Below are 18639 nucleotides of genomic sequence, written 5' to 3' on the forward strand. Positions count from 1 at the left end.
CCATGACAGACAGAACTCCTGCTGCCGCCTCCCCGGCAGCCTCCCCGCCGACTTCGACGGCCGGCGCCTGGGCCGCCGTCTTCGCCATGAGCCTCGGTGTCTTCAGCCTTGTCGGCGCCGAATTCCTGCCCGCCAGCCTGCTGACGCCGATGGCGGACGACCTGCGCATCAGCGAGGGCCTGGCCGGACAGGCGGTCACCGCCACGGCGGCGATGGGCGTGGTCGCCAGCCTGACGGTCGCCGCCTTCACCCACCGGATCGACCGACGGCACGTGCTGATCGGCTTCTCGCTGCTGCTGATCGTCTCCAACCTGATCGTCGCGTTTGCCGGCAGCGTCGAGGTGCTGCTGGCCGGCCGGCTGCTGCTGGGCGCGGCGCTCGGCGGCTTCTGGTCGCTCTCCACCGCCGTCGTGATGCGGCTGGTGCCGGAGGCCAGCGTGCCCAAGGCCCTGTCGATCATGGTCTCGGGCGTCTCGGCCGCCACCATCTTCGCCGCCCCGGTCGGCAGCTATGTCGGCGACCTGCTGGGCTGGCGCTTCGTCTTCGCCGGCGCTGCCGGTCTGGCCGTCCTGGTGCTGGCGGTGCAGGTGGCGACCCTGCCCAGCCTGCCGCCGCGCGGCCGCACCCGGCTGTCGACCCTGGTGGAGCTGATGTCGCGCCGCCACGTCGCGCTCGCCATGCTGGCGGTGCTGCTGGTCTTTGCCGGCCACATGTCGCTGTTCACCTATATCCGGCCGTTCCTGGAGACGGTGACCGGCATCGGCGTGACCGCGATCTCGGCGACCCTGCTGGCCTTCGGCGTCGCCAACTTCGCCGGAAACTACCTCGGCAGCATGCTGGTGGCCCGCTCGCTGCGCCTGACGCTGGCGCTGGCACCGCTGGCGATCGCCGGGCTGGCCGTCCTGATGACCAATCTCGGTGCCGACTTTCCCTCCGCGCTGGCCATCGTGACCCTGTGGGGCCTCGCCTTCGGCACCGTTCCGGTCGCCTGGTCGGCCTGGGTGTCGCGCGCGGTCGCCGACGAGCCGGAAAGCGCCGGCGGCCTGCTGGTCGCGGCGATCAACCTGGCGATTGCCGCCGGGGCGGCCGTCGGCGGGCTGGTGCTGGACCTCAGCGGCGTCACCAGCGTGTTCCTGACCAGCAGCTCGGTGCTGGCCCTGGCCACGCTGACCGTGCTGGCCGGCGTGCAGACCGGACGCGCGCCCGCACGGGCCTGAAGCTCCAACGAAACGCCCGCCGCGGATCGTCCGCGGCGGGCCATGGCGATTGACAAACATAAATTGACAAAATGGCGATAACACGCAAATCGCCTCCCGCTGTAATGAAGGACAACACCGGTCGCCGAGCGACCTTCTTTCTGCAGGACCGAGCCGGGCCATTGCCGGCGGGCCGGACCTGCGCGTCCTTCCTGTGATTTGCGGAAAGCCTGCGATGCGAGAGCCTGCCCCCAACACCACGCCGGACCCGGTTCCGGCCTTCGCCGCCGCGGAAGCGGGCGCTGCCATCCCCGGAACACGGCCTGCCGGCGGCGCGCCGACCGGCACCGGCTGGCGGTCGCCGCTGATCCTGCTGATGATCATGGCGGCGGCGATGCAGCTGTCCTTCGCCGCCTGGTGGAACCTCATGAACAATTTCGCGGTTCATGAACTCGGCTTCACCGGGCGCGAGATCGGCATCCAGCAGTCGATCCGCGAGATCCCGGGCCTGCTCGCCTTCACCGCGATCTACCTGCTGCTGTTCCTGCGCGAGCAGACGCTGGCCTATCTGTCGCTCGGGTTGCTGGGCATCGGCGTCGCCGTCACCGGCTATTTCCCGACGATCTGGGGCTTCTACCTGACGACGCTCGTGATGTCGGTCGGCTTCCACTACTATGAGACGATGAACCAGTCGCTGTCGCTGCAGTGGCTGCCCAAGGAACGAGCCGCGGCCGGCATGGGCAAGATCCTGTCCATCGGCGCGGCTGCCCAGCTCGTCGCCTACGGCATGATCTTCGTCGCCTGGAAGACCTTCGAGCTCAGCTTCACCACGGTGTTCCTGTTCGCCGGCCTGCTGACGCTGGTGGTGCTGGCATTCCTGGTCTTCGCCTTCCCGCAGTTCCGCGAAGGCGTGCCGCAGCGCAAGCAGCTGGTGCTGCGCAAGCGCTACTGGCTCTACTACGCGCTGACCTTCATGGGCGGCGCCCGCCGGCAGATCTTCACCGTCTTCGCAGGCTTCCTGATGGTCGAGCGCTTCGGCTACGACGTCCACGAGGTGGCAGCGCTGTTCCTGATCAACGGCGCGGTGAACATGCTGCTGGCGCCGAAGATCGGCGCCTGGATCGGCAAGGTCGGCGAGAAGACGGCGCTGACGGTGGAGTATATCGGCCTGATCCTGGTGTTCACGACCTACGCCTTCGTCACCAACGCGCATCTGGCCGGCGCGCTCTACGTGATCGACCACGCCTTCTTCGCGATCGCCATTGCGATGAAGACCTATTTCCAGAAGATCGCCGACCCGGCCGACATCGCGCCGACCGCCGGCGTCGCCTTCACCATCAACCACATCGCCGCGGTGTTCATCCCGGCGCTGTTCGGCCTGATCTGGCTGGTCTCGCCGGCCGCCGTGTTCCTGATCGGCGCGGCCATGGCCTGCGTCAGCCTGGTCCTTTCGCGGCTGGTGCCGGACGCGCCGGACGAAGGCAACGAGGTGGTGTTCTTCTGGCGCAAGCCCGCCGCCGCCCCGGCGGAGTGAGCCTCACCCGGCTGCAGTGCCGGCGAGAAACGACAGAGCGGCCGGGCCAGGTGCCCGGCCGTTTTGGTCTGCAGCGGGTTTGCCTGACGCTGCCGGCTGCGCCAAGGTGATCTGACTGCGATCTGGCGGCCGGCAAATGCGCAACTTCTGTCAGGCGGCATCCTGTAGCACTCGTCCTGCACCAAACGGGATCGGACAGACATGCAACGCCCCTCGACAGGCCTCGACTACGCCCAGCGCATCGCCCGCGTGGTCGACCACATCGCCCGTCATCTCGATACGCCGCTGGATGTGGCGAGACTGGCGGAGATCGCCTGCTTCTCTCCCTTCCATTTCCACCGGATCTACCGGACCCAGACGGGCGAGACCATCGCCCAGACGGTCAGGCGCTATCGCCTGCACCGGGCAGCGGCGGAGCTGGTGGGAGGCGAGCTGCCCGTGCCCCGCATCGCGCGGCGCGCCGGCTACGCAAGCACGGAGGCCTTCACGCGGGCATTCGCCGCCCATTACGGCATCCCGCCCGCGGCCTTCCGCGCCCTGCCCCGCGACCCGGTGCTCTGCTACCAGACGCAACAGGGAGACGAGATCATCATGGAAAACCTTCAGGTCCGGATCGAGGACATGGATGCGCTGCGCCTTGCCGGCATCCCCCACAAGGGGCCGTTCATCGAGATCGGCAGCACCTTCGAGAAGGCCTTCGCCTTTGCCGGCGGGGCAGGCCTGCTCGGCCCGTCGATGCGGATGATCGGGCTGTATTACGACGACCCGAACTCGGTGCCCGCGCGGGACCTGAGGTCGTTCGCCGCCATCACCCTGCCGGATGGTTTCACGGGCGAGCTGCCCGCGGGCCTGGAGCTGCGGGAGATGCCGGCCGGACGCCATGCGGTCGCGATCCACAAGGGCCCGTATGCGGACCTGCACGTGACCTGGGACCGGCTGTTCTCGGCCTGGCTGCCGCAAAGCGGCGAGGAACCGGACGACAGGCCGACGATGGAGGAATATCTCAACAACCCGCGCGAAACGCCGCAGGCGGATCTTCTGACGGCCGTCTGCCTGCCCCTGAAGGGCTGAGCGGCGCGCAAGGCGCGCAAAAGCGATGGAGAACGGGCCGGGCGCGCAAGCACCCGGCCCTTTCGTCAGGCCTGGCGCTCGGGGATGCGGACGACGAGGCCGTCCATCGCATCCGTCACCTTGATCTGGCAGGACAGGCGCGAACTCGGCTGGACGTCGTAGGCGAAGTCCAGCATGTCCTCTTCCATCGGCTCGGGCGAGCCGGTGACGCCGGTCCAGGCCTCGTCGACATAAACGTGGCAGGTGGCGCAGGCGCAGGCGCCGCCGCACTCCGCCTCGATCCCCGACACCATGTTCTTGATGGCGTTTTCCATCACGGTCGAACCGACGGGGGCATCCACGACAGTTTCGGCACCGTCGGCGGCGATATAGGTGATCTTGGGCATTGGCGGCTTGTCTCGGCGCTGGAATGGCACGGAAAGAACTCGCCTTCGACATAACCAATCACGCCGAAACGTCAAGCATCGTGCCGCAGGTCGAAGCCGCGGGCCCTCACTCGCGCAGCAGCGCCTCGATGAAGGCCTCGGCCTCCTCGACGGTTCCCGCCAGCACCGGAAGGTCGGCCGGCGCGCCCTCGTCGAGCGCCGCCTGCTGCCGTTCGGCCGCCCCGGCAACGCCCCAGGCGCCGATCCCCTTGGCCGAGCCCAGCAGCGTGTGCAGCAGGCGCCGCAGCACCGCCTCGTCCCCCGCCTCCTGCATGCGCGCCACCAGCATCCGCGCCTGCACGGCGAAGAGCCGCAGCACCTCGCGCTCCAGGTCGCGATTGCCGAGCGTGTGGCGCGTCAGATGCGCCAGATCGACCGGCGCGTCGGGGGCGGAAGCAGGCTCTCCGTGAGCGGGGCCGGCATCGGAATGTCTCGCTGTTGCCTGCATGACGGCGGCACCTCTCGTCGCTGGCGAGGCTGGCAAGCGCTCGCGCATGGGTCTGCCGTCCACAATCGTTAAAATGCGCGAAAACCGGGTTAAGCATGCCGGCGATTTCCACCGGCCCGGCCAACAAAGTGAATCCTTGGTTAACGCGCGTAAACACTCCGGCCCCGACCTGACGCCGGACGGATGCCGCCGGCCCCCTGCCCGCCGGCGAAATGCGCGGCGACCGGACAAGGTCGCACGGCCTCTCGCCGGGGTGCCGCGCTCACCCCTGCGCCGATGCCAGGGCGGCCGCGCGGCCCGCCTCCGTCAGCCGGCAGACGAGCCAGTCAGGCTTGATCGGATTGGAAAACCAAGGCTCTGCCCATCCTGCGGCAATGCAGGCGCGGATGGTCTTTTCGGCGACACGGCGTCCGTCCGCATCGAACAGCGGCAGCTTGCCGCCCGCCTGATCGAGCCCCCTGGCAAGCCATGCCGCCTGCACGGCGGAGGGCGCGCGCGCTCCCTTCGAAGGCGCACCGGGTGCACCGCCGCTGCCTGTGGAGGACCCGCGCCCCCGCCCTGCCGCAGCCCTGCCCATGAGCCTCATCTCCTTGTCATGACTCTGCAAATTGTTGTTCGCCTCGGCAGATTGTGTCATTAGCTTTAGGTGTGCGGCAAGTTCGGGAGAGCCGCGTCCAGCGACCAGAGGCCGGTCGGCGACGCGACGAGCACTCCTCTCCCGGAAGCGATTCAGGCGCATCGCCGAATCCGTGAAGCCGTGCAAGGTCTTGCGGCGACGTGTTTTGCGCCGCGGCACCCGATGTGTAACGAGTACGGACGCGAGGCGAGTTAGATATGGCAAATCCCCCGAAGGCGAAGGATCCCGCCGAGGCTGCCCTGTCGGCTGTCGAGGAGGCGCTGAAGATCGATTTCGGCGACCTGGACGAAAGCGACAAGGCCAGCGGCAGCGGGTCCGAGACCGCGAGCGCGGGACCGGCAAGCTCCGAGCGCAGCACGAGCGAGCGCACCGGCGATCTCTCCGCGACGTCGTCTGCGTCCAGCGACAGCCAGCGCGCGTCGTCCAAGCGCGGCCGCGGCGGCGGGCGCCCGACCTCGGCGGCCAATGACGACCGCCGGACCATCGGCAATCTCATCTACGCCCTGCAGCGGCGGCCGAGCTCGGCCCCGTTCTGGTTCGCCCTCGCCCTCAGCGTCGTCTGGGTGGCCGTCGGCTGGTGGCTGGCCTCCGCCATCTTCAGCACCGAACTGTCCAGCGTCCAGAGCGCCGGCGACATCGCGTCCTCGCCCTCGCTCATCCTGCTGTCGGTCGCCGTCGTGGTGCCGGTGCTGTTCTTCTGGGCCATGGCCCTGATGATCTTCCGCGCGCAGGAAATGCGCATCGTCGCCCGCGGCATGACCGAGGTCGCCCTGCGCCTCGCCGAGCCCGAGGACGTCGCCAAGGAATCGATCCTCAGCGTCGGCCAGGCCATCCGCCGCGAAGTCGCCGCCATGGGCGACGGCATCGAGCGCGCCATCGCCCGTGCCAGCGAGCTGGAAGTGCTGGTGCACAACGAGGTCTCCTCGCTCGAGCGCTCCTATAACGACAATGAGCTGAAGATCCGCGCGCTGATCGACGAGCTGGTTACCCAGCGCGAGGCGGTGGTTTCCAACGCCGACCGCGTCCGCGACAGCATCACCGGCGCGCATGAGAGCCTGGCGGCACAGCTGCAGGCCACCTCCGAGAAGATCGGCGAGATCACCGACACCGCCACCGACCGCCTGACCGGCGCCATCGAGGCGCGCGTCAGCGAGTTCAACGCGACCGTCGACGGCCGCGTGCGCGAGATCACCGACACGTTCAGCACCGCCGGCGGCGAGCTGATCGACAACCTCGCCTCGCATGGCGAGAGCTACGTCGCCCGCCTCACCGGCACCGGTGAGACGCTGGTCGACAGCATGAGCCGCACGGGCCGCGAATTCGCCGAAACGCTGGAATCGCGCGGCAGCGAGATCAACGACCGCTTCGCGGCGACCGCGACCGAGTTCGTCGAGACCCTGTCGCTGCGCGGCGGCGAGATCAACGACCGCCTGGCGGAGACCTCGGCCAACCTGTTCGAGACGCTGGAGAGCCGCGGCACGGAGATCAACGACACGCTGGCGAGCACCGGCGCGTCCATCGTCGACACCCTGTCGGTGCGCGGCCACGAGATCACCGATGCGCTCACCTCCACCGGCCAGACCGTCGGCGAGACCATCACCCAGCGCGGCGAGGAGATCACCGCCAGCCTGTCGCTGACCAGCGGCAAGCTGATCGACACGATCACCACCCGCACCGAGAACCTGCTGTCGACCCTCGACAGCCGCGTCACCGGCCTCGACGCCTCGCTCGCCGAGACCGGCGACCGGGTGGTCGAGAGCATCTCGCTGCGCGGCCAGGAGGTTACCGACACGATCTCCGTCAAGGGCGCCGAAATCGTCGAGACCCTGTCCTCGCGCACCAGCGAAGTGGCGGAAATCCTGCGCGGCACCGGCGAGTCCATCGTGGTCGACCTGTCGCTGCGCGGCGGCGAGATCGCGTCCAAGCTGGACGAGACGGCCGGCAGCCTGACCGAGACCATCACCGTGCGCGGCACCGAGCTGGCCGACCGCCTCGGCTCCGTCGGCGACAAGATCCACGAGGCCATCTCCATCAACGGCGAGGCCCTGGACCAGCGCCTGGAGACCCGCAGCCAGGAGATGGCGAAGCTCATCGACGGGCAGACGCGGGCCTTTCGCGCCGCGCTCGACGAGGCCTCCGCAACGCTCGGCACCTCGCTGTCGATGCACACCAGCGACTTCGCCCGCACCCTGTCGGAGACCGGCACCGAGCTGGCGCATCTCATCGGATCGCGCGGCGAGCGCGTCGCCGGCGAGCTGACCTCCATCGGCGACCGCCTCAGCCAGACCCTGGACGAGCGCGGCACCAGCCTGCAGAGCGGCCTGAGCGGTCATCTGGAGCAGATGGAATACCTGATCGGCGAGCGCGGCACCGAGCTGGTGTCCTCGTTCGAGCGCCGCACCAGCGAGCTGGGCGAAACGCTCGACGGCCGCATCGAGTCGCTGAACTCGACGCTGGACCTGCGTGCCTCGACCATGGCGGAAGCCCTCGACACCCGCATCAGCGGCTTCGACCGGACCCTGTCCGGCGGCATCGAGACCCTGAGCTCGACGCTGGACCTGCGCGCCTCGACCATGGCCGAAGCGCTCGACACCCGCATCAGCGGCTTCGACCGCACCCTGACCGGCGGCATCGAGACCCTGAGCTCGACGCTGGACCTGCGTGCCTCGTCGATGGCGGACGCGCTGGACACCCGCATCAGCGGCTTCGACAAGACCCTGACCGGCGGCATCGAGACCCTGAACTCGACGCTGGACATGCGTGCCTCGTCGATGGCGGAAGCCCTCGACAGCCGCATCAGCGGCTTCGACGAGACGCTGTCGGGCGGCATCGAGCGCCTGTCCACCACGCTGGACGCCCGCACCGGCCAGTTCGAGAAGACCCTCAACGAGCGCACCGTCGCCCTCTCCGACCTGCTGGAAGACCGCTCGCAGGCGATCACCCTGCAGCTGTCCGACAAGGTCGACCAGGTCGGCGAGACGCTGGGCAGCCGCGCCGAGGAAATCGGCACCAGCCTGTCGGAGCGTTCGCGCCTGATCGGCGAGGCGATCGAGCAGCACCTCGTCACCTTCGAGGGCTCCATCGGCTCCAAGGTCGAGCAGGCGGCCAACGCCATGTCCGACAAGGCCGAGCATCTGGCCAGCACAATGTCGCTCGGCACCGAGCGCATCGACCAGGCGCTGGACGCGCGTGCCCGCCAGATCAGCGAAACGCTGATCGCCCGGACCCGCGAGATCGCCGCCGCCTTCGTCGACGGCCAGACCGAGATGTCGAAGTCGCTGGACCAGCGCCTGACCGACGCCGGCGCCGTGCTGTCGCGCCAGAGCCAGGAGCTCACCGACACGCTGTCCGACCGCATCGCGGAGATCAACGTGTCGCTCGGCTCCAAGGTGTTCGAGGTCGCCGAGACCCTGGACAGCCGCTCTGCCGAGCTGGAGCGGATGCTGGCCGAGCGCCTTGCCGCGATCACCGGCACGCTGACCAGCGAGACCGAGCGCGCCCGCGAGACCCTGTCCGAGGTTGTCATCGAAGCCGGCGGCACGGTGGATCGCCTGAGCGGCACGCTTTCGGGTGAAAGCAGCAAGCTCAAGGAGATCATCGAGACGACGCTGGACGAGGCGACCACCAAGCTGGAAGGCGAAGGGGCACGTCTGCGCCAGATCGTCCTCGGCTCGATCGGCGAGGCGCGCGGCGCCCTGCAGAGCGAGAGCGAGAAGGCGGCGGAAGCCATCGTCAGCTCGCTCACCGGCGCCACCGGCAACCTGTCGAGCGAGAGCGAGCGCCTGCGCGAGCTGCTGCTGTCGGCGGTCGGCGAAGCCGCCCGTTCGCTGGCGGCCGAAAGCGAGAAGGCCCGCACCCTGTTCGTCGGCACGCTCGGCGAGATGAGCGGCGCCCTCGGCAGCGAGAGCGACAAGGTCCGCGAGGACCTGACCCGCACCGTCGCCGATGTCGCCGGCACCCTGTCGGCAGAGAGCGAGCAGGCCCGCATGGTGCTGGCCCGCACGGTCGAGGAGATCCGCAACACCGTGTCCGGCGAGGCGGACAGCGTCCGCTCGCAGGTGGCCGGCGCCGTGCGCGCCGCGGCCGACCTCCTGGCCGAGCGCGGCAATGCGGTCGCCGAGGACCTGGTGGCCCGCGCCGACGCCCTCAACGAGGCGCTGGACGAGCGCGCCGGCACGCTGTCGCAGCTGCTCGGCACGGACGGCAACGCCATGGTCACCGCCATCGAGGAGCGGGCCAACGCCCTCACCTCGCGCGTATCGGAGATCCACGACGCAATCCTGGAGGCGATCACCGTCAAGGGCCGCGACGTCACCGACAACTTCGCCCGCACCGGCCTGGACGCCACCCGCAAGCTGGTGGAAGCCGGCGATGCGCTGGTCGCCACGCTGGACGAGCGCAGCAGCTCGGCGGCGGAGGTGCTCAACAGCACCAAGGCCCAGCTGGAGAGCGACATCAGCAGCCTGCTGAACCGCCTGACCGAGTCCAACAGCCTGCTCAGCGACGTCGTCGCCAATGCCGGCGACAATCTCGGTAAGGTGGAGACCTCCCTGTCGCGCAGCGCCGGCGAGTTCCGCACGGCCATCGACCGGGCGCTCAGCGAGACCACGGCCTCGGCCGGCTCGCTGGAAAACCAGACCTCGGTCCTCAAGCAGGTCTCGCAGGAGGTCCTCACGGACATCTCCTCGCTGGCCAGCCGCCTGGAGGACCATGGCCGCATGCTGAGCGAGGCTGCCAAGAACCTCGACGAGACCAACCGCGAAGTCGACGCCCGCGTCGGCGAGCGCAAGACCGCGATCGAGGAAGTGGCGGACACGCTGCTTGCCAAGACCGAGGCCGTCGACAGCCTGATGCGCACCTTCTCCAAGCAGCTCGAATCGGCCCTGACCGGCGCCGACCAGAAGAGCCGCGAGGTGACCAGCATGCTGACGGCCGCGGCCGAGGCAGCCACCGCATCGGTGAGCGAGCAGTTCGAGTCGATGCGCCTGTCGGCAGGTCTCGAAGGCCAGAAGGCCCGCGAGGCCGTGCGTGCCGCCCAGGACGACATCGTCGCCGAAATGTCGAAGACGCTGTCGGAAGCCTCCGAGCGCTTCACCGAGGCGACGACCCGCATGCGCGACGTCGCCCGCGACGTGCACCGCGAGCTGGAGAAGACCCGCGCCGAACTCAAGCGCGGCATTCTCGACCTGCCGGAAGAGGCGGAGCAGTCCGCCTCGGCCCTGCGCAAGATCGTCAGCGAGCAGGTTCGCGCGCTGACCGAGCTGTCGGAGATCGTCGCCCGCCAGTCGAACGTGCTGGACACCTCGCGCGCCGGTGAGCGTGCGGCGACCGCAACGCTCGCCAATGTCGCGGCGGCGGCAGCTCCGGCCCGCCAGGCTCCGGCCCCGGCTCCCGAGCCGGCGGCTCCGCGCCAGCAGCAGCCTGCGGCTCCCGCACGCGGCGGAGAGATCCGCGGCGAGCTGCGCCGCAAGACCCTGAGCGACTTCGACGCGCCGAAGCCGGCCCCGCAGGCCGAAGCTCCGCGCGCCGGCGGCCAGGGCAAGGGCTGGGTCTCCGACCTGCTGCGCCGTGCCTCGCAGGACGAGGCGCCGGCCGGCGACGAGCCGCAGGGCCGTTCGCCGCTGCAGATGGTCGAGTCGCTGAACTCGCTGTCGATCGACATTGCCCGCGCGATCGACCACGAGACGTTCATCGACCTGTGGGACCGCTACAAGCAGGGCGAGAGGCACGTGTTCACGCGCCGCCTCTACACCCTGCAGGGCCAGCAGACCTTCGACGAGATCCGTCAGAAGTATGCGCGCGATGGCGAGTTCCGCTCGGCGGTCGACCGCTACCTCGCCGATTTCGAGCAGCTGCTGTCCCAGGTCTCGCGCAACGACCGCGACAACATCATGAGCCAGACCTATCTGACGTCCGATACGGGCAAGGTCTACACCATGCTGGCGCATGCCAGCGGCCGGCTCGACTGATCTAGGCGGGGCGGCATCGCCCCCCTGCCCGGATACGGTTTCATCAAAAGCAAACGCGGTCCCTCGGGGCCGCGTTTGTCGTTTGGGGGGCAGAGGGGATGCACGGCCGCCTCTCCCTCTCGGCTGTCACACCGGGCGTTCCTCGCCCTCGGAGGTCATCCGGGGCAAGCGTAGCGCCGAGCCGGGAGCCATTGGCGCCCTCAGCGGGTGGGAGGCGGGAGACCGTCGTTACGGTCTCCGTCATTCCGGACGGGCCTGCGGTGCAGCCGCATGGCCGGATCCGGAATCCAGCGGATCAGACGCGCCGCAGGCGCACTTTCTATTCTTCTACGCATTGAAGGCGTGGGCTGGCGCCCGCGACTGACATCTGGATGCCGGATCACGCGATGGCGCTTGCGCGCCCCGCGGTCCGGCATGACGGGAGTGGGTGTCTGTCGGGCCTGCCTCTCCTTGCGTCTTCCCGGACGAGGCCGATGATCCGGGACCGGGGGGCACTGCGTTTGCGGGTTCTGCCCGTTGCGCACCTCATACGCCCTCGGCTCTCCGGTCCCGGGTCGCAGCTCACGCTTGCCCGGGATGACGCAAGGAGAGGTGTGGGTATTATCGCCGCCGCTTTGGGAACCATTGGCGCCCCGGCAAGCGTGAGACACGAGAGGCGTTCATCCCAACCCTCGGCTGTCATGCCTGCGAAGGCAGGCATCCAGTATCCGCCGGGGCGGATGGTGGCGCGAAAGCGGATGCCTCTCGGCGAGGGGCGCTCGCGGCAGTGCCGAGGCCCGATTTCAATCGTCCGAGTGTACTGGATCCCGGTCTTCAGCTGCGCCGAAACCGGGATGACAGGCGGAGCGTGGGCTTGAGCCGGTCAGACGTTCGACAGGACCCAGGTCGAGATCTCGCGCAGCACGCTGTCCGCGGCCGCGTTCATCGCGTCCACCGCATCGCGCACATTGGTGCTGCGGGCCGGGGCTTCCGCCCGGAAGATGCGGCTCGCCTTGGTGCGGCCGTTGCGGTCGTTGACGAGGCGCGCCATCACCTCGACCACCGCCCGGTCCTGGCCGTCGATCTGCAGCTGGAAGGACCTGAGATCCGTCTGCAGCTGGTAGTCGATCAAGAGCCCCTCGCCCGGCAGGCCGACGCCGCGCAGTCCGCGGGTGTTTTCAAGCGACTGGACGATCTTCGCCTGCACCACCTTGGGCAGGGTGTCCGTCCAGGCGGCCTTCGGGAAATAGGTGTAGACGGGGCCTGCATCGACCACGGCGATGGACGCGGTGTCCAGCGCCTGCAGCGCGCGCGGCGCCGGCACCAGAACCTGGACGCTGCCGCTGCGGCCCGGCGCGGCCTTTTCCGCAAGCGCGGGCGTCGTCAGCCCGTAATAGGCATCCGGCGTGCTGGCCGACCCGCAGCCGGCAAGCAGCAGCGCCAGCGACAGCCCCGCGGCCGAGACTGCTCCCTTGAGGCGACCCGTCCCACGCATACGCAACCCCGTTGTTCGCATCATCGCCGCTGTGCCCCTCCGAAGGTCGGCTTGTCCGGCCCGCCGAAGATCACGCGCTGCGGATCGCGGTTGAGATCGGACACTGTGCGCTGGATCTCCAGCAGCGTTCGGCTGAGCTGCGCCATGGCATTCGAGAAATCGGTCGAGCCGCGCGCGGTGAAGCGCTCCAGCCCGTTGGTGATCGGCCCGACCCGCTCTGCCAGCACGTCGGCGACCTTGCGGATCGAGGCGGCGGCCTGCGTCGCCTCGGCGATCAGGCCCTCGCCGTCGCCCTCCACCATCGCGTCGACCTTGTCGACGACGCTCTGGACGCGGGTGCCGGTGGCATTGAGCTTGGAGGCGAGTTCCTGCGCGTCGCGCACGATCTGGTCGATCTGCGGCCCACGGCCCTTCAGGCTCTGGCTGAACTCGTTGACGTTGTCGACCGCCTCGCCCGCCTTCTCGATGGCGTCGGTCACGATCTTCGTCTTGCCGGCGATCTCGCCGGAGAAGCGCTCGACCGAGGCAACCAGGCTCTTGACCTGTTCCGGATCGACGGCGGCGACGACCTGGTCGATCCGGTCGACGGTGGCGACGAGCTGCGTGCCGATGGTGCGCGCATCCGCCAGGACCTGGCGAATGTCCTCCCTGCCCTCGGCGAGCGAGGTGCTGGCCTGTTCCAGGTTCTCCATCGTGCGGGTGGAGGAGACGACCAGCCGGTCGATGTCGGCGGAGCGCTCCTGCAGCACGGAGGCGAAGGCGGAGGCGCCGTCGACGATCCGCGTGATCGCCTCGGGACGGACGGTCTCGATCACCGCGTCGACCTTGGCAAGGCTGGTGGTCAGGCCGGAGGCGAACTGCTGCAGCTCCTGCGCCGCGCTCTCCGCATTGGCAACGAGACCGGTGAGCCCGTCCGCGGCCTCGGCAGCTTTGGAGGTGACCTCGGCGGCGTTGTTGACGATCTCGGTCACGCGGCTCGGCGGCACAGCATCGACCACGGCGGTCGCGCTGTCGACCAGCCCCTCGAGCCGGCCGGACAGGCTCTGCAGCGCCTCGCCCGTGCTGGCGACGCTGGCCATGAACGTGTCGACGCCATCGGCATTGTTGGCCAGCGCGTCGGAGAACACGCGGGCATTGACGATGATCTTGTTCACCTCTTCGCGGTTGTCGTTCACCACGCGCTCGATGGAGGCGAGCGTGGTGTCGGCGCGGCTGAGAATGTCGCGCGCGCCCTCGACGATGTCCTCGAAGGCGGATTTCTCGGCATAGATCACCGGCGGCTCTTCCGCATTGGGGTCGAGCAGCAGCGGCGCGCTGGTGGTGCCGCCGGAGAGGTCGACATAGGCGATGCCCGAAAGGGTCTGGAAGCCCAGCGTCGCCTTCACGTCCTTGCGCAGGGGCGTGGTCGGGCTGACGCGGATCGTCGCGATCACCACGCGCGGGTCCTTCGGATCGAAGCCCAGCTCGCCGACATCGCCGACCTTGATGCCGTTGAAATTCACCGCGCCGCCGACGGACAGGCCGGTCACGGCGCCGTTGAACACGACCTTCACCGGCAGCGCGCGCGGGCCTTCCGCCCGGCTGCCGAGCCAGTAGATGAACACGAAACCGATGATGAGCGTCGCGAAGACGAACGCACCGATGGCAATATAATTCGCGCGGGTTTCCATGCTTACGCCTGTTCCTGCCTATACCCGCCGCAACGCCCGTTCGCCGTTGAAATAGGACTGCACCCAGGCATTGTCGAATTTCATGAGTTCCGCGACCGTGCCCGCCTTCAACACTTTCTTTTCTCCTAATACCGCGACGCGGTCGCAAATGGAATGCAGGCTGTCGAGATCATGGGTCACCATGTACACAGTGAGGCCGAGCGTATCGCGCAGCTTGCGCACCAGATCGTCGAACGCCGCCGCGCCGATGGGATCGAGGCCGGATGTCGGCTCGTCGAGGAAGACGAGGTCGGGATCGAGCGCCAGCGAACGCGCAAGGCTGGCGCGCTTGATCATGCCGCCGGAGAGCTCGGAGGGAAACTTCTCGGCCGCATTGCGCGGCAGGCCGACCATCTCGAGCTTGAGCAGCGCGAGCTCGTCCATCAGCCGCTGCGACATGCGCATGTGCTCGCGCATCGGCACCTGGATGTTCTGCCGCACGGTGAGCGAGGAGAACAGCGCGCCCTGCTGGAACAGCACGCCCCAGCGCTGCTCCACCGCCTGGCGCTCGTCCGGCGAGGCCTTGTCGAGATCGACGCCGAAGACCTCGATGGTGCCGGCCCGCTTCGGCGTGAGGCCGAGAATGGTGCGCATCAGGACGGACTTGCCGGTGCCCGACCCGCCGACGAAGCCGAGGATCTCCCGCGCCTTCACGTCGAGATCGAGATCCTTGAGGATCAGTGTCGAGCCGAAGCCGACCGTCACGCCGCGGGCGCGCAGGATCACCTCGTCGCCGGGCGCGTTCGTCTCGTCCGCGCTCGGCGGCGACAGGGCGGTCTCGGACGGCATTCAGATTCCGATCGATGAAAAGAAGATGGCGAACAGGCCGTCGACGACGATCACCATGAAGATCGCCTTCACCACGGACATGGTCGTGTGATGGCCGAGCGACTCGGCCGACCCCGAGACTTTCATGCCCTCCACGCAGGCGACAAGGCCGATGATCAGCGCCATGAACGGCGCCTTGACGATGCCCACCATCAGCGTGTCGACCGTAACCGACTGCCGCATCAGATTGATGAAGACCCGCGGCGCCATGTCGAGATAGAGCCAGGAAATCAGCCCGGCGCCGAACAGGGCCGCAAGGTTGGACAGGAAGGTCAGGATCGGCAGGGCGAGAATCAGCGCGAACAGCCGCGGCAGGATCAGCACTTCCGTGACCCGCAGGCCGATGACGTGCAGCGCGTCGATCTCCTCGCGCATCTTCATCGAGCCGATCTCGGCGGTGAACGCGGAGCCGGACCGGCCCGCCACCATGATCGCCGTCAGGATGACGCCGATCTCGCGCAGCACCAGCACGCCGGACAGGTCCACCACATACACATCGGCGCCGAACTGCCGCAGATAGAACCCGCCCTGCTGCGCGATGATCGCGCCGATCAGGAAGCTCATCAGCATGACGATGGGCACGGCGCCGATGCAGGCCCTGTCGAACTGGGTGGCGATGGAGACGAGCCGCAGGCAGCGCGGTCGCACGAAGACGCTGGACAGCACGCCGACCAGCGATCCGACGATGTGCAGCACGGCCAGCACGTCCTGACCGATGCCGACGACCTGGCGGCCGGTCCGCTCGAACAGCCCGAACAGGGAAAACCGGCTGCGCTGCGGCTTCCACGGCGGCGGATGGTGCTGCTCGACCTCGGAAATCAGCGCATCGAAGGACGAGCGCACCCGGTGCAGGCTGACGCGCGCACCGTGAAACTCCAGATCGCCGCGCAGGCGGTGGACCATCCAGGCCCCGGCGGTATCCATCCGCCCGACCTGCGACAGATCGACATGGATGCGCCGGGCCGACGGCGCGCCGAGGCTTTCGACCGCCTGTTCGAGAATCTCGCTGTGCTGGATCGTCCACGGCCCGGCAAGCACGAGGAGCAGGTCGCCGTCCTTCTCCTGCGCCGAGATACGCGGTATCTCCTGAGCTGCCTCAACCGTCATGCCTGCCGTGGTCCCGTCCCGTTCGTGCTGCGTCCGGCAGCCAGGCTGCCTGCCTCCCCTTGCATGCGAGGGGCATGCGGAGGCCGGTCGGGCGGCCCCGCCCCCTTGCCGAGCCTCCCAAGCTCCACGTATACCTTGGCGCCAATGCAAGCGTCCAGCCGGCCACCGCTTTTGCGTGCTCCTGCCGGCGTTTGGCCGACCAGACCGGAAATTCCGACCGTCAGGAGTCCATGATGGAAATCGCCCACCCCTATCTGCTGTTCCTCGGCGACGTGCCGGATGCGCTGGCCGCCAAGACGGGCCTCGGCATCGTCGACTGGCGCCGCGACTGGTGCATCGGCCAGCACCGGCTGGACGGGTGCAAGGCGGACGCGAAACTGCCCGAGATGTCGCCGCAGGACGCCGCCAAGGCCGGCGCGCGGACCATGGTGATCGGCGCGGTGAATGCCGGCGGCGTGCTGCCCGACCACTGGGTCGCCTCCATCGTGGCCGCACTCGACGCGGGCATGGACGTGGCGAGCGGGCTGCACATGCGCCTCGGCGCGGTTCCTGCCGTCCGCGAGGCGGCCGAGCGCAACGGCCGCAAGCTGTTCGACGTACGCCACTCCGACATGCGCTTCGACACCGGCAAGGGCACCAAGCGCAGCGGCAAGCGGCTACTGACGGTGGGAACCGACTGCTCGGTCGGCAAGAAGTACTGCGCTCTGGCGCTGGAACAGGCGATGCGGGACAAGGGCTTCGATGCCGACTTCCGCGCCACCGGCCAGACCGGCGTGTTCATTTCCGGCCGCGGTGTCGCGCTGGATGCGGTGATCGCCGACTTCATTTCCGGTGCGGCAGAATGGATCTCGCCGGCCGCCGACGAGACCCACTGGGACCTGGTGGAAGGCCAGGGCTCGCTGTTCCACCCCTCCTTCGCCGGCGTGACGCTCGGCCTGCTGCACGGCTCCCAGCCGGACGCCTTCGTCGTCTGCCACGAGCCGACCCGCACCAACATGCGCGGCGTCAAGACGCCGCTGCCGACCATCCAGCAGGTCATCGACATGACGGTGGCACTCGGCAAGCTGACCAATCCGGACATCCGCTGCGTCGGCATCAGCATCAACACGGTGGCGCTGGACGAGGCGGAGGCGCGCAAGCTGCTGGCCGACACAGAGGCCGAATACGGCCTGCCGGCGACCGATCCCGTCCGCTTCGGCTGCGAGGGCATCGTCGAGCGGATCGCGGCCGAGTTCGGCAAGCCATGACCGTCGAGCTGAGCGTTGCCACCGACAGCTGGCCGATCGAGGGCGGCTTCACCATCTCGCGGGGAAGCCGCACCCACGCCCATGTGGTGATGGTGACGCTGAGCGAAGGGCCGCATCGCGGCCGCGGCGAGTGCGTGCCTTACGCCCGCTACGGCGAGACGGTGGAGGGTGTGATGGCCGATATCGAGCGGCTGGCGCCCGACATCGCCCGCGGGCTCGACCACGCCGGCCTGCAGCAGGCGATGCCGGCGGGCGCGGCACGCAACGCCATCGACTGCGCGTTCTGGGACCTGGCCGCCAAGCGGGCGGGAACCAGCGCGGCGCAGCTCGCCGGCATCAGCGACATGGGCCCCGTCACCACCGCCTTCACCATCAGCCTCGGCACGCCGGAAAAGATGGCCGCCGACACGGCGAAGGCGAAGGACCGCCCGCTGCTGAAGATCAAGCTCGGCGGCGAGGGCGACGACGCGCGGATCGCCGCGGTGCGCGCCGCCGCGCCGAACGCCCGGCTGATCGTCGATGCCAACGAGGCCTGGAGCGAGGCGCTGTTCGAGCGCAACATGACCGCCTGCCATGCCGCCGGAGTGGAGCTGATCGAGCAGCCGCTTCCTTCCGATGCGGACGGCGCGCTGGCCCGCCTGCCGCGCCCGATCCCGGTCTGTGCCGACGAAAGCCTGCACACCTCGGCGGATCTGGAGCGTCTTGCCCCGCTCTACGATGCGGTGAACATCAAGCTCGACAAGACCGGCGGCCTGACCGAGGCGCTGCTGCTCGCCCGCAAGGCGCGCGAGATGCGGTTCAAGGTGATGATCGGCTGCATGCTCGGCACCTCGCTTGCGATGGCGCCGGGCGCGCTGATCGCGCAGGACGCCGATTATGTCGACCTCGACGCGCCGCTGCTGCTGTCGAAGGACCGCGAGCCGGGGCTCGTCTTCGACGGCAGCCTGATGCATCCGCCCCGCCCCGAGCTCTGGGGCTGAGAGCAAGGCTCCAG

At 68.8% G+C, this 18639-nt stretch carries 13 protein-coding genes; 6 read left to right on the forward strand and 7 right to left on the reverse strand.

The annotated features are described in order from the left end of the window. The first annotated feature begins 2 nt into the window (after positions 1-2). The 3 genes from BBX35_RS05865 (at position 3) to BBX35_RS05875 (ending at position 3801) form a co-directional block, all read left to right on the forward strand. The gene (locus tag BBX35_RS05865) at positions 3-1217 is read left to right on the forward strand and encodes an MFS transporter (protein ID WP_067218270.1); all 1215 of its coding nucleotides are present in this window, start codon (positions 3-5) and stop codon (positions 1215-1217) included. Between the two features lie 214 nt (positions 1218-1431). Next, positions 1432-2730 carry an MFS transporter gene (locus BBX35_RS05870; protein ID WP_208979767.1) on the forward strand — a complete coding sequence of 433 codons (1299 nt, stop codon included), beginning with the start codon at positions 1432-1434 and terminating at the stop codon, positions 2728-2730. 201 nt (positions 2731-2931) lie between these two features. Then, complete coding sequence (locus tag BBX35_RS05875) at positions 2932-3801, forward strand: AraC family transcriptional regulator (RefSeq protein ID WP_067217080.1); 870 nt, start codon at positions 2932-2934, stop codon at positions 3799-3801. A gap of 65 nt (positions 3802-3866) precedes the next feature. On the opposite strand, the gene BBX35_RS05880 is transcribed toward BBX35_RS05875, so the two are convergent. From BBX35_RS05880 to BBX35_RS05890, 3 genes are all read right to left on the reverse strand, one after another. After that, positions 3867-4187 (reverse strand): 2Fe-2S iron-sulfur cluster-binding protein, encoded by a 321-nt coding sequence (locus tag BBX35_RS05880; protein ID WP_067217083.1) that lies wholly within the window; start codon positions 4185-4187, stop codon positions 3867-3869. Between the two features lie 106 nt (positions 4188-4293). Beyond that, positions 4294-4674 (reverse strand): hypothetical protein, encoded by a 381-nt coding sequence (locus BBX35_RS05885; RefSeq protein ID WP_083206037.1) that lies wholly within the window; start codon positions 4672-4674, stop codon positions 4294-4296. A 262-nt stretch (positions 4675-4936) separates the two neighbouring features. Then, positions 4937-5251: a hypothetical protein gene (locus tag BBX35_RS05890; RefSeq protein WP_208979768.1), complete on the reverse strand. Its 315-nt coding sequence runs from the start codon at positions 5249-5251 to the stop codon at positions 4937-4939. Between the two features lie 257 nt (positions 5252-5508). On the opposite strand from BBX35_RS05890, the gene BBX35_RS05895 reads away from it, so the two are divergent. Next, complete coding sequence (locus BBX35_RS05895) at positions 5509-11280, forward strand: apolipoprotein A-IV repeat region-like domain-containing protein (RefSeq protein WP_067217089.1); 5772 nt, start codon at positions 5509-5511, stop codon at positions 11278-11280. A gap of 862 nt (positions 11281-12142) precedes the next feature. Here the strand turns inward: BBX35_RS05895 and BBX35_RS05900 are convergent. The 4 genes from BBX35_RS05900 to BBX35_RS05915 are packed head-to-tail and all read right to left on the reverse strand — an operon-like array spanning position 12143 to position 16398. Further along, the gene (locus BBX35_RS05900; protein ID WP_088946040.1) at positions 12143-12754 is read right to left on the reverse strand and encodes an ABC-type transport auxiliary lipoprotein family protein; all 612 of its coding nucleotides are present in this window, start codon (positions 12752-12754) and stop codon (positions 12143-12145) included. Between the two features lie 20 nt (positions 12755-12774). Continuing rightward, positions 12775-14424, reverse strand: coding sequence for an MlaD family protein (locus tag BBX35_RS05905; protein WP_067217092.1), 1650 nt, complete (start codon positions 14422-14424; stop codon positions 12775-12777). An 18-nt stretch (positions 14425-14442) separates the two neighbouring features. Then, positions 14443-15252, reverse strand: a complete 810-nt coding sequence (locus tag BBX35_RS05910; RefSeq protein ID WP_067217095.1) for an ABC transporter ATP-binding protein — start codon at positions 15250-15252, stop codon at positions 14443-14445. Beyond that, positions 15253-16398, reverse strand: coding sequence for an ABC transporter permease (locus BBX35_RS05915; RefSeq protein WP_067217098.1), 1146 nt, complete (start codon positions 16396-16398; stop codon positions 15253-15255). Between the two features lie 233 nt (positions 16399-16631). On the opposite strand from BBX35_RS05915, the gene dgcN reads away from it, so the two are divergent. Both dgcN and dgcA read left to right on the forward strand, forming a co-directional pair. Then, the gene (dgcN, locus tag BBX35_RS05920; protein WP_067217100.1) at positions 16632-17645 is read left to right on the forward strand and encodes an N-acetyltransferase DgcN; all 1014 of its coding nucleotides are present in this window, start codon (positions 16632-16634) and stop codon (positions 17643-17645) included. Next, entirely contained in the window at positions 17642-18625 is a 984-nt protein-coding gene (dgcA, locus tag BBX35_RS05925; protein ID WP_067217103.1) for an N-acetyl-D-Glu racemase DgcA, read from the forward strand. The genes dgcN and dgcA overlap by 4 nt, the downstream gene beginning before the upstream one ends. Positions 18626-18639 lie beyond the last annotated feature (14 nt).

It is taken from the genome of Stappia indica, assembly GCF_001696535.1.
GTDB lineage: Bacteria > Pseudomonadota > Alphaproteobacteria > Rhizobiales > Stappiaceae > Stappia > Stappia indica.

Excerpts from the sequence above, each read along its gene's own strand:
- BBX35_RS05865 (WP_067218270.1), top strand. The coding sequence starts at position 3 with ATGACAGACAGAACTCCTGCTGCCGCCTCCCCGGCAGCCTCCCCGCCG.
- BBX35_RS05870 (WP_208979767.1), top strand. The coding sequence starts at position 1,432 with ATGCGAGAGCCTGCCCCCAACACCACGCCGGACCCGGTTCCGGCCTTC.
- BBX35_RS05875 (WP_067217080.1), top strand. The coding sequence starts at position 2,932 with ATGCAACGCCCCTCGACAGGCCTCGACTACGCCCAGCGCATCGCCCGC.
- BBX35_RS05880 (WP_067217083.1), bottom strand. The coding sequence starts at position 4,187 with ATGCCCAAGATCACCTATATCGCCGCCGACGGTGCCGAAACTGTCGTG.
- BBX35_RS05885 (WP_083206037.1), bottom strand. The coding sequence starts at position 4,674 with ATGCAGGCAACAGCGAGACATTCCGATGCCGGCCCCGCTCACGGAGAG.
- BBX35_RS05890 (WP_208979768.1), bottom strand. The coding sequence starts at position 5,251 with ATGGGCAGGGCTGCGGCAGGGCGGGGGCGCGGGTCCTCCACAGGCAGC.
- BBX35_RS05895 (WP_067217089.1), top strand. The coding sequence starts at position 5,509 with ATGGCAAATCCCCCGAAGGCGAAGGATCCCGCCGAGGCTGCCCTGTCG.
- BBX35_RS05900 (WP_088946040.1), bottom strand. The coding sequence starts at position 12,754 with ATGCGTGGGACGGGTCGCCTCAAGGGAGCAGTCTCGGCCGCGGGGCTG.
- BBX35_RS05905 (WP_067217092.1), bottom strand. The coding sequence starts at position 14,424 with ATGGAAACCCGCGCGAATTATATTGCCATCGGTGCGTTCGTCTTCGCG.
- BBX35_RS05910 (WP_067217095.1), bottom strand. The coding sequence starts at position 15,252 with ATGCCGTCCGAGACCGCCCTGTCGCCGCCGAGCGCGGACGAGACGAAC.
- BBX35_RS05915 (WP_067217098.1), bottom strand. The coding sequence starts at position 16,398 with ATGACGGTTGAGGCAGCTCAGGAGATACCGCGTATCTCGGCGCAGGAG.
- dgcN (WP_067217100.1), top strand. The coding sequence starts at position 16,632 with ATGGAAATCGCCCACCCCTATCTGCTGTTCCTCGGCGACGTGCCGGAT.
- dgcA (WP_067217103.1), top strand. The coding sequence starts at position 17,642 with ATGACCGTCGAGCTGAGCGTTGCCACCGACAGCTGGCCGATCGAGGGC.